This is a genomic window from Pseudomonadota bacterium, assembly GCA_018242545.1.
Taxonomy (GTDB): domain Bacteria; phylum Pseudomonadota; class Alphaproteobacteria; order 16-39-46; family 16-39-46; genus 16-39-46.
The window spans coordinates 1-11,473 of the sequence record JAFEBT010000062.1; the positions used below are offsets into that span (position 1 = coordinate 1).

Sequence of the window (11,473 nt, forward strand, 5' to 3'; positions counted from 1 at the left end):
TTCAGGCTCCGCTCAAGAGGTCTTTCAATTTTACACCACTTCTATGGACGTATACATCATGGGAGCAATTCCATTAGAACTCTCTCATGAACAAGCAGAAATATGTGTTGAAGAATTTCTTAAAACACGCTTTGTTTCGCGGAACCTGGTTGTTCATTATGCCATCCATTGGGATGCTGGGAATCCTCATTTTCATGGAATCATCACGCGCCGAGCTCTTGTGGAAGGAACATTTTCTTCCCGAAAAGATGAAGATATTGTATCCCCCTTTGAGCACAAACTTACACGCAAACATTGGGAACGCGTCGCTAATAAGCATCTGGCACTAGCTGGGCATGAAGTTCGCATTGACTGCCGATCAAATAAAGATCGTGGATCTCTTTTTGAGGCAAGTCAGCATGAAGGGTATTATGCTCAACGTTTAGCAGACCGCGGAGAATACTCTCGCATTCTTGCGCGTAACGAAGAGATTCGACAACGCAATATCACGCTCCTATGCGATCATCCAGAATCCTTGATCCATGAGATTTCTCAAAAACGAACTGTTTTTACGCGTAACCACATTGAAGAAGAAATTATTCGACGCATAGGTGGAGATGAAAAGCTGTTTGCAATTCTTAAAGCTCGCGTCAAAGGTCTCGAAAATCCTAGTGATTATGCACCCAATGAAAATTTTGCTTCTGATCTACAAGATATTGCCTCAAAACTTGCGGATAAATTACTAAAGGATTTCGAATTAACGCAGCCTATTGGTGAGAATATTAACCGCGATCCTATCTTTACAAGCACAGCTTACAAAAATCAGGAAGAAAAAAATTTAAGCCTTGCAGATACTTTGCATCAGCGCTCTTCTAAAAATATTGCGCCTGAATTTATTACGAATGCTCTTGTCAAACACACCAATAAACTAGGTTTTACATTTTCTGAAGAACAGGAAGCTGCCATCCACTACCTCTGCAGTGGCCCTAATATCCGTATTCTTAATGGTCGGGCAGGAACAGGCAAAACCACCCTTCTCAAAGTAGTTGCCGAAGCTTATCAAGCGGCAGGTTTTAATGTGCTTGGAACCTCTTTTCAAGGAAAGGCAGTTGAAATTATGGAGCGTGAAATTGGCATTCCTTGTAAAACGCTGGATAGTCTGAAGTTTGCCTGGGAACGACATGATTATCAAAGTGCATTGGTAAAAAATGGAAAACTTTGGGGACAACCCTATCTCTATGCGTTCCAAAAAATGAAGAAATTAGAATCACAGCGCTTCACATCCAAAGATGTGATTCTGGTGGACGAGGCGAATATGATCAGAGGCAAGCTATGGGAGCCTTTCTTAAGTGAGGTTGTTAATAAAGGTGCCAAGGTTCTCATCATTCAAGACACTGCGCAAATTAAATCTCGAGAGCCTGGTGATTATGGGCGGTTATTTTCAGAAAGATTTGGAGCCTGTGAAACCCGGGAAGTTCTTCGTCAAAAAACTCCTTGGCAAGGAGAATGCTCTGCTCTTTTAAATGAAGGACGGGCGCTTGATGGTCTCATGTCCTATCACCAAAAAGGCCATCTACATTGGTATGACACCGCGCATGATACACACGAAGCCCTTGTTTCAGCTTACTTGAAAGATTTAAAAGAAAATCCGAACCAAAGCCGTATTGCCTTAGCCTATCGTAATCGTGATGTAGATGCTCTCAATCAATTAATTCGTATAAGATTAAAGGAACAAGGAGCATTAGGGACTTCTTTTAGAGTTGCAGACCAAGAATTTTCTTGTGGGGATCGTGTGCGGTTTACTCAAAATGATCATACGGAACATTACGTAAAAAATATTCACGCAAGCTTATTTCAAGCTATTCGGGAGCGATTCAATCCTACTCAACTACAAGGCGTAAAAAACGGAACTTTTGGGACAATTCTTTCCGGAGATCATTGGCACCTCAAAGTTCAATTGGATGATGGGCACTGCGTAAAATTTAATACAACTGAATATTATCATGTGACGCACGGTTATGCACTTGGAATCCATAAATCCGAGGGATCGACATTTGATCGTACTTTCATCGCATTCGACCCACTTTTAGATTCTTCAACAGTACTTGTAGGAATGACCCGTCACCGCCATGATGTGCAAGCTTTTATAAATCGTGAAGAAATTATAGATTTTAAAGCTCTCGTGGAAAAATTAGGTCGGGGAATCTCTAAAGAAACGCTTCATGACTATCAAGTACCAGAGGCCAAAAAACCTTACCTAGAGCGAATTCAACACTATTGTGATATTATGGTACAAAGTGGTAATTTGCGTGAGAAAATAGAAGAAAGCCTTAACCCAAATACATCTTTTTACAAGCATCAAGACTATAAAAATTACCAAGCTTATCTAAATCAGAAAAAAGAGATTGCATCTGAGATCCTTTCAAACTGGGATCACCATCTTCCTTATACACGGCTTGCGGGGCTGAGACGAGATGTTTTGGAAGTAGAGGTAGGTCTGAGGCAACGTACGCTTTCCGATCTTGAGCATCGAGCCAGCATTCAAGCGCAAGGATATATGGACCTTGTTCGAGAAACACGGGAACTTTGGAAAATTATAACGAAGACTCATCCCCCAATTTTTGCGAAACATCACGATTTATACGAGGGTTACCAAAAGCTGCGGATCGAAAGAGACTCTTTAGCATCTGTTTTTGCAGAAAACCCGAAACTCTATCGTCCATTTTTACGCGTAACGCAAGATAAAGATGGCCAATTTAAAGACTATTGGAATAATTCTGTAGAAGATAAAGACCGTTTTATGAGCTTGTCCATTAAGCAACATGCCGCAACTCATCTTCGCTCTCAATATCAAAAAGATTTTGAAGAACGTCTTTCTTTGGCTGACAGAGAATTCTATCAGACCGTAAAATCTTATAAAGAAGCAAGTTCTGAAGCTGCAGCTTTTTATCACCTCTGTAGAGACAAAACAAAAACATTTTTCTCCCTCAAGAAACGTTGAAATATCGCTTTCAAGAAACCTGTGCAACACGTGACATCTTAGCCTTGGAAATAGTAAGACTCTTTGAGACTCATCAGCAATTTTTTGAAAAACTAAAGATTCAAGAAAGCAAGCTTCTGACACATGCAATGTCAGGCGAAATTCGTGAAAAAGTGCGTACCTATACGTCTGAAAAAGACGTTATGACGAGAACTTCACAAGCCTATGAGCTTCAAAAGCTCATTGAGTTGCGACAAGACTCTAAAATCTACATGCTTCTCAAACAAGAAGGGCTCGACTTCCAACGCGTACGCTTTGATATCGTATATGCAGAAAAGCTAAACGCAAGAGAGATTTCTCGCGGGGATTCGCCAGATTATATTTTCAACCATATTCAAGCTTACCAAAAGGCATCTCAAGAGATAGGTTGTTCGTGGATGTCAGATATTCGCTCTCAAAAGCCTCAAGTGTGGGAGGACGCTTTAAATACGAGACGTGAAGCAGCTCAATGTTTAATGAATTGTGAACCAGCACTTAAGCTTTTCAAAGCCATGAATCCTAAGGAGATAGAAAATCTAGAAGCTCATGCCCGCAACATAAACTCTATAGTACAACAGCAGAATCTTAGGCCTTTTTTTAAAAGTGAGCATGTACTTGAAGCTTCTCGTGGGCGGATAAGAGAGATTGCCGAAGATCTGTTAGGGGCGCATAATTATCATCTTAGCACAAAATCAACACTGCGCTTTGGCTCCAGTGGAAAAATTAACGTCCACATTTCAGGAATTAAAGAAGGGTTATAGTATGATTTCTCCGAAGGTATGGGCGGTAATATTTTCCAGTTAGTGCAACAGCAAAAGGGATTGAGTTTCCGAGAAGCAGTTGATTATTGTGCATGGTTTCTGGGTGCCCGTGCTCAAGAAGTCATGAAAAAAACTATTCCCATTCAACTTCATGCTCAAGAGAATGAGCAAGACAAGGCTAAACGTTTATCTTCGGTAACTGAGATTTATCAAAAATCTCAACCCATTCTTGGGACCATTGCTGAAACCTATCTCCGTCAAGAGCGCGGCATCCAATGTGAGCTTTCTCAAGATCTTCGCTATCTACCCAAAGATACGACTTTTATCTATAACGCTGAGCATAAAACAACAATTTATGATTGCTTTATAGCTTTCGGACGAAATGCTTCAGGAGAGTTATCCTCTGTACAACTGACCAAACTCAACAGCAATGGAACACGTGCATTCAATAAAGACGGTGAAAAACTTAACAAGATTCAATATGGACTCGCAAAAGGATCCTTTGTCACTCTTCAGACTAATCCTGAAAGCAACCAAGTTTTTATTGCTGAGGGTGTTGAAACAGCTCTTTCCATCAAGGAAGCAGAGGTTAAGGATACTATTGTTGCCTCTATGGGAATTCATAACATGAAAAATTACCAAGGCTCTGAAAGTAAAATTATTATTTGTGCTGATAATGATGGTAAACTTTCTCGCACTAATGAAGTAATCCATCACACACAAGAATATTTAGAAAGCCAAGGAAAATCTCTAATCATCATCAAGCCAAGTAGAGAGGGACGAGATTTTAATGATATTTTAAAAGAATCAGGGGCAAAAAACATTCAAAAATATATATCTGACGCTGTATTCCAAAATAACAAGTCTTCAAAAAACCAAAATCTCTATAATCGGTAAAACATTGATGACCGGAGAGTAGATCAAGAAACTTCTCTATGCATTACGCTTCCATTATCTATGTAATCCACAAAGATCGTTTCAATTCAAAAAGCAAGTGTAGCCAAAGTCCTTCATCTAAATTTTGGAAAGCAAGCATTTATTCCAGGAAATTTGCAGATTCCATGATTTTGTCAGATGTCCATTTTAATACCCAATGGGTGAAAAAATGAATGCTATAAAAAGACCGAAAGCCCTTGTATTAGAAGTATTTCCTGCCTAAATCTAAAATTTAGGTAGTAGATTTTGGATAGTTATCAACCTTGAAGAATTTAAAAGATAGTATCATGTGAGAAGGCTTTATTTCAAACCATAAAATATAGAACCAGAGAATCTTTATAAATTATAAACCTTAGATGTTTTAAATTTAGTATAAACCTCATTTATTTATCCCATAGCAACAGCTATTTTTCTTTCTCCTGAGTATGGGTTACGTCCATGTGCCATAAGAATATTATCTAAAACCATGAGATCTCCTTTTTGCCATTTAAATATAATTGATTCTTTATCATAAACATCCCTTATTTTTTCAAGAACAGCCTCTTCTATAGGCGAGCCATCTCCGTAGTATGAATTTCTGGGAAGATTCTCTTCTCCAAATTCTATAAGAAGTGATTGCGCAACATCTCGCCTTAAGCTCGAAATATGAAATAAATGTGCTTGATTAAACCACACATCCTCCTTTGTGAGTGGATGAGTCAAAACAACTTGGCATATTTGCTTTGTTGTGAGCTCCGGACCTTTTTTATTCCAAGAATATTCTATAGAATGTTCTTTACAATATTTTTCAACCTCTAATTTATTAGATGTCTGAAAAACTTCTTGCCAGCTAAGATCCACACCTGGAGAGTAGTTTCTAACATATAAAATTCCTTTTTTGATAAACTTATTAATAATTTCTGTATCAAGTCTTTTAAAAATCTTACGGCTATCTGCAATAGGTGTTTCTCCCCCATCTTTCGCAGGAATGACACAAAAAAACATAATTTTTGAGGGCCAAGAATCAGAATAAGCATTTTCATTATGTAATGGAATATATTGGTCTGCTGGGTATTCAGTTGCAGTATAAATTTTTCCTCCAAGATTAGTTCGAGGAGTAGAGCGGTAGGTGTAATTTAAAAGATAAGGACATATTTCTTGAGCAAATCGGTTAAATTCAGAAACAGCATAAATATCAAAATTTCGTAAAAGAATACCTCCAAATTTTAAAAGCGCTTTTTCAAAATCTTTTTTATTTGCTTGAATCCAGCTAATAGGACTTATAGACTTTCTAGCTTCTATAATAAGAATGCCTTTATCTTCTGGAGGATATAAATAAGATACAGCGTTGTTTTCTTCAAGCATTCTTACTAACCTTAAAATTATAATATAAAATTTTCTGAGGCATAGATTTTTTTATAAAGATCATGTACCTTTTTGTAAGTAAGTTTAATCATACCTCTCAACAAAAGAAAAGAGCATTTTTTATTGTCTAAAGATATGCCAAACCTTAGTCCATGGTTTTTTCCACTAACTCAAAATAATCGAGCTACAAATCTTAGGCTCTTTGCTTTTCATTATGCTGGAGGAAGTGCATCTGTCTTTCGAGCCTGGGGACAAGACTTAAAGTCGCCTATAGAAATTATAGGTATTCAATTACCAGGAAGAGAAGATCGTTTTACGGACCCTCTTTTTTATAATATAGAGCCTCTTATTATAGATTTATTAAAAAGCTTTCCTATTTATTTTGATAAACCTTTTATTTTTTTTGGACATAGCATTGGCTCTTTTATAAGCTTTGAGTTTACACGAATTTTAAGAAGAAAAAAATATCCGCTTCCTCAACATTTAATTGTCTCAGGAGCGCGTGCTCCTCATCTTCCATTACGAAGAAAAAATCTTCATAATTTATCAGAAAAAGACTTTATCTCGGAACTTTCCTCCTACAATGGTATTCCCCCAGCTTTATTAGAAAATAAAGATATTTTAAGCTTATTTACGCCTATGATTCGTGCAGACTTCACCGTTTCTGAGACTTATTATTATTCTGAAGAAGATCCTTTACAATGTCCAATTAGCACTTTTGAAGGAAGTGAAGACCCTTATGTTTTAAAAGAAGAAGCATCTTCTTGGAAATCTCATACCAATGCTGCATTCAATTTATATTTTTTTAAAGGCGATCACTTTTTCCTCATAAAAGACTCTTATCAAGAAGTAGTAAAGACTATTGATAAGATAATTTTTGACGAGCTAAAAAAGCTTTCTGCTACAGCGAGTGACATAATAACTTAACTTTGATGTTATCTCGAGAACTTTATAATTATTTTGTATATTTCACATAAGCAGGCATAACTCTCATCATATAGTGTAGTCACGAGATTTTAGCCCAAAGATCGATGCATCAAATATGAATAGCTGCCAAGAAGAAAGCAGATTTTTTCATATCACGTAGAAATTCTTCACTAACGTTTGAGAAGCAAAAATGCATGTGGAATTGCTTTATCCCGTCAACGAATAAATCACCAATATATACGCTTCAGCCTTCATAATTCGAGACAAATCTCGCGTACTGCCGTCCTCATAACCCAAAACACTATATCAATAAAATGACGGTTATCTTTGATGCATCCTTTTAATTCCGCTGTCACCTAGATTAACCACAGCTTATCTGCATGTCATGACGCCTAGTGCTTTCATACTCTATCTCCTTCTTATTTTCGAGTAAGTACGAAGCTCTTTTTATCTTGTAGCTACAACTTATATGAGGGCTAACCAATAAATACTACTTCCCAATGTTATTGGTTTCATCAAATATTCTCCCCATCTGTGCACAACCGTCAAACTTGTAAGTAATAATCAGAGCTATACCGGAAGTTTAATGAGTTTTAAGAAAATTTAAAAAAGTATTATACACTTGTTTTTGGCATTCTGGCCTATCAAAATAAATTTTTTTTGACTGTGAGACTTTTTTGATGATTGTACAACTTCTCTGATTAATTTTATGAGGCTCTACTATATTTAGTAATTCATAATTTTTAAATTTCTCAAGCCTAATTTTAATTTTCTCCATTATTGAAACATGCGAAAAGAAGGAACTAATAGTATTATGGTATAGAAGATAACCATCCTCTGAATTAATAAGACCCCAATATTCATCAAAGAAATTTTCGTAAGCTTCAGCATCATTCCATGCAAAATCAATAGGTAAGCATGTGTCTGGAATTTTATTACTTTGACCACAAGCATGACCTTCTATAAATGTTAGTAGATGAAAAAAATCAAGTTCCTTCACTGCTTCTAAAACTTTCTGAGTATGAGGATGATTTTTTGGTAGTTGCTCAAAGCAAACAAGTTGAGGTTTATATTCTTGCATATAATATTCAGGATTAGAGAGAGGTGCATCTTTACTATAAAGCCAATTATAAAATTCTTCATTATAGGGCTCTTCTTTATAAGAAGAATTTTTTCTCTTTAAAGCTTCTTTTTCTAACTGAAACTCACGAAGATTATCTGAAAGTGCTTGGAGTATAAAAAGGGTTGAATATCCTGATCCAAATTCTAAAACATTTTTGGGGCGTATTGTTCGAATAAGATAATAAAGAAGCGGCGCTACAGCTTCAGTTCCTAATGATGGATCATATAAGTTTTCAGCGCATTTCCAGAATTTTGAAGTCAACATAATTTACCCTTTCATATGAGATTAAAGCCAATATATTATATTAATAGACTGAAAAAGATCCTTTAACTACCATAACTATAGGTAAATATTATAAAGTAATTCATCTGTCTCGGCTACTTTTTAATATAATCAAATATAAAAGATTGTGGTTGATATTGAGCGTGCGGATATATTTCTCGAGTCCAAGAAAAGGCCTCAAGTTAACTCCCGTTCTGGCAAGAGGCAAACCTACTCACTAACTAATCGAGACTTTAAAACACTGGTGAGATTTTCCTTGTAATCTAAGTTTTGTCATGATAACAAAAAGTAAAATATTAATAATTCAAAAATAGTTTTATGAAAATGTGTTTTTATTAGTAGAAAAATTAAGTTATGAATAAAAAAGCTTTAGTTTTACTTTTTTTTATGTGTACAATTTCGTGCATTTCTAACACGTGTTTAGGATTGTCTGATGAAGAATATGAAAAACTTCCCATTAGAACAAAACAGGTATTTTTGCGTCTTTCAATTAATTATAAGGAGATTAAGCCAATTTATACGCTTGAAGACTTACAAGGTATAGACGATTTGAACAGAGCTTATCTTCTAATGAATGATATAGATGCCACTTCTACTCAAGAACATCCTTTCAGAACGCTTTCCGGAAGATTTAATGAGTACTTTATTGGACAAGATTTTTCTATTTTGAATTTAAATACTACAAAAAGTGAAAGAGTTTACAGGGATTTTTATACCTATGACGAGTGGCAGGTTAGGATGGAATTTCATAATGGATACCTCGCTTTAGATTATGTAAAACCTTTTCTATTTGAGACTCTGAAAGGCGGTAACATTATTGATTTAAAGATAAAAAATAAAGAAGGGAAAATAGTTTAACAATCAAAAAAATAAAACTATCTATCAATTGCTTTTGGAGTTATTTGTGTTTTCATAAGCACAGATGTTTTTAATAAACTTAATTTGTATAAGGATTAAGCTCAAAATTTTTCATCTGGAAGTATTTTGCGCTCAGAGTGCTTGATAACTCAACATAAGAAAAAGAGTAACCTTTCAACATGTTAAAAAATATGAACTCAATACTAAAAACACATGAATAAAATTTTTACTTGTTATATTATTAGTGAAACAACTTTAGGGATTCAATGCGCAGAAGTACTCATTAAAGAAGGCTGCCAACTTTTAGGCATAATTTCTCCTGATGTCAAAACTCAACAATGGGCATCTCAGCACAACATACCTTGTATTGCTTCTATAAAAGAGTTTCGAGCTCTTACGCCTAAACCAAATTTTGATTATCTCTTTAGTATTGTTAATACACGGATTCTACCCAAAGACCTTCTAATTCTCCCTCGGCATAATGCTATTAATTACCATGACGCACCCCTCCCTAAATATGCAGGAGTTAATGCCACTTCTTGGGCTATTTTAAATCAAGAATCTATTCATGGTATAAGTTGGCATATTATGGATGAAGCCCCAGATAGGGGCAGCATTATAAAACAAGTTATTTTCCCAATTGATATAGATGAAACAGCTCTCAGTCTTAACCTTAAATGTTATACGCATGCTCTAGAATCTTTTAAAGAACTCATAAAAGAACTATCTGTAGGTTCTATTATTGAAAAAAAACAAGATTTAAGCCATAGGACTTACTTCTCTCTTCATCAAAAACCTCATAATTTTGGATTTGTTTATTGGAATAATTCTGCTGAAGCTATTGATAGGCAATATCGGGCTCTTTATTTTGGTAATTACCCTAATACATTAACTACCTTCAAAGTATTGATAGGTAAAAAGATTTATATCCCCTCTACATTAGAGGTTTTGCTTGCTCGATCTAATACTTCACCAGGAACAATCGTTAAAATAAGCAATCATGGAATCCAAATCTCTACCAAAACTCAAGATATCCTTCTTTCTCATTTTAAAACTTTAGAAGGGGATGAATGCAAACTTGAAGATGCTTTAGAAAAAGAGGTTATTTCTGTAGGAGATAAATTAAAAGCACCTTCAAAAAAAATTATAAATAAATTACATGAATTTTCTACAAATATATTCCCTTTTGAAATTTTTTGGAGAAAAAACCTAGATAATATAGCGCTTCCTCAGTTACAATTTATAAAATATTCTTCTATCTTTAATGAATCGTTATCTCAAAAGACCAAACAAAATAAATTTGTTATTCACTCTGAAAAACTTTCTAGCTATCGTAGAGAAGAACAACATATTTCTTTTACAGATACGCTTATTTCAGCTTTCTTGATTTATATAAGTCGATTAGAAAATTTGTCTTTCTTTAGCGTAGGGCTTGTTAACTCTTTCTTAACCAGTTTGCCTAAAAATGAAAAAACCTTTTTCCCAAAGTATGTTCCCTTAACATGCTCTATCTTACCCACTGTAAAAGTATCAAATATATTAGAAGAAATTAAAGGGCAAATAAAAAAAGTCAACGAACATAAGTCTTATTTTAAAGATATTTTTGTACGGCATCCAGAATTAAATAAAGATAAACATTATTTATCTATTATCATTCATATTGGAAATCCCGAGAAAATAAAAGATGCTTTTGATGAAAAAACAAGCCTTCTTCTCAATATTAATGATAGCAATAAGAGCTATACTCTTTATGTTAACGATAGATTAGATAAAGTTTTAAAGTCACTATTCAAAAATTTTCCCGAGCACATTAGAATCTTATTTAATCAAATAATAAATTTTCCTGAAAAGAGAATTGATGAGTTTTCTATAATAACTCAGAAAGAAAAGCAGAAACTCTTAATCGAATGGAATGCAACACAGGCAGACTATCCTGAGAACACAGATATCCATCACTTGTTTGAAGAGCAAGTCGAGAAGACGCCTCAGAACATTGCTCTTGTCTATGAAGACGAACAGCTAACGTATCAAGAATTAAATGATCGAGCAAATCAACTTGCCCATTATCTTAGAAGCAAAGGCGTTGGTCCTGACATACTTGTTGCTATTGCTGTGGAGAGATCCTTTGACATGATCATTGGTCTTTTAGGGATCCTCAAGGCAGGAGGCGCTTATGTGCCTTTAGATCCAAGCTATCCTCCAGAACGTCTTCAATTTATGTTGGGCGACACAAAAGCTCCTCTT

8 protein-coding genes are annotated in these 11,473 nt (G+C 35.2%); 6 read left to right on the plus strand and 2 right to left on the minus strand.

Annotated elements, in window-relative coordinates; all coding sequences use genetic code 11:
* Window positions 1-58 precede the first annotated feature (58 nt).
* From JSS34_07275 to JSS34_07285, 3 genes are read left to right on the plus strand one after another with little or no spacing between them, the layout of a single operon-like run.
* Window positions 59-2,980, plus strand: a complete 2,922-nt coding sequence (locus JSS34_07275) for an AAA family ATPase (protein ID MBS0186122.1) — start codon at window positions 59-61, stop codon at window positions 2,978-2,980.
* Window positions 2,977-3,759 carry a hypothetical protein gene (locus JSS34_07280; protein MBS0186123.1) on the plus strand — a complete coding sequence of 261 codons (783 nt, stop codon included), beginning with the start codon at window positions 2,977-2,979 and terminating at the stop codon, window positions 3,757-3,759. Before JSS34_07275 ends, JSS34_07280 begins: the two co-directional genes overlap by 4 nt.
* Before the next feature lie 18 nt (window positions 3,760-3,777).
* Window positions 3,778-4,656 (plus strand): toprim domain-containing protein, encoded by an 879-nt coding sequence (locus JSS34_07285; protein MBS0186124.1) that lies wholly within the window; start codon window positions 3,778-3,780, stop codon window positions 4,654-4,656.
* Between the two features lie 426 nt (window positions 4,657-5,082).
* Here the strand turns inward: JSS34_07285 and JSS34_07290 are convergent, their stop codons facing one another.
* Entirely contained in the window at window positions 5,083-6,039 is a 957-nt protein-coding gene (locus tag JSS34_07290; GenBank protein MBS0186125.1) for a TauD/TfdA family dioxygenase, read from the minus strand.
* Between the two features lie 123 nt (window positions 6,040-6,162).
* Between JSS34_07290 and JSS34_07295 the strand changes: the two genes are divergently transcribed.
* Window positions 6,163-6,966 (plus strand): thioesterase, encoded by an 804-nt coding sequence (locus JSS34_07295; GenBank protein MBS0186126.1) that lies wholly within the window; start codon window positions 6,163-6,165, stop codon window positions 6,964-6,966.
* Window positions 6,967-7,549: 583 nt separating this feature from the next.
* On the opposite strand, the gene JSS34_07300 is transcribed toward JSS34_07295, so the two are convergent.
* Window positions 7,550-8,353 carry a hypothetical protein gene (locus JSS34_07300; protein MBS0186127.1) on the minus strand — a complete coding sequence of 268 codons (804 nt, stop codon included), beginning with the start codon at window positions 8,351-8,353 and terminating at the stop codon, window positions 7,550-7,552.
* Between the two features lie 372 nt (window positions 8,354-8,725).
* Here JSS34_07300 and JSS34_07305 point away from each other — a divergent pair, with 372 nt between their 5' ends.
* Both JSS34_07305 and JSS34_07310 read left to right on the plus strand, forming a co-directional pair.
* Window positions 8,726-9,229 carry a hypothetical protein gene (locus JSS34_07305; protein ID MBS0186128.1) on the plus strand — a complete coding sequence of 168 codons (504 nt, stop codon included), beginning with the start codon at window positions 8,726-8,728 and terminating at the stop codon, window positions 9,227-9,229.
* A gap of 213 nt (window positions 9,230-9,442) precedes the next feature.
* A partial coding sequence (locus tag JSS34_07310) for an AMP-binding protein (GenBank protein ID MBS0186129.1) occupies window positions 9,443-11,473 on the plus strand: 2,031 nt, incomplete at its 3' end.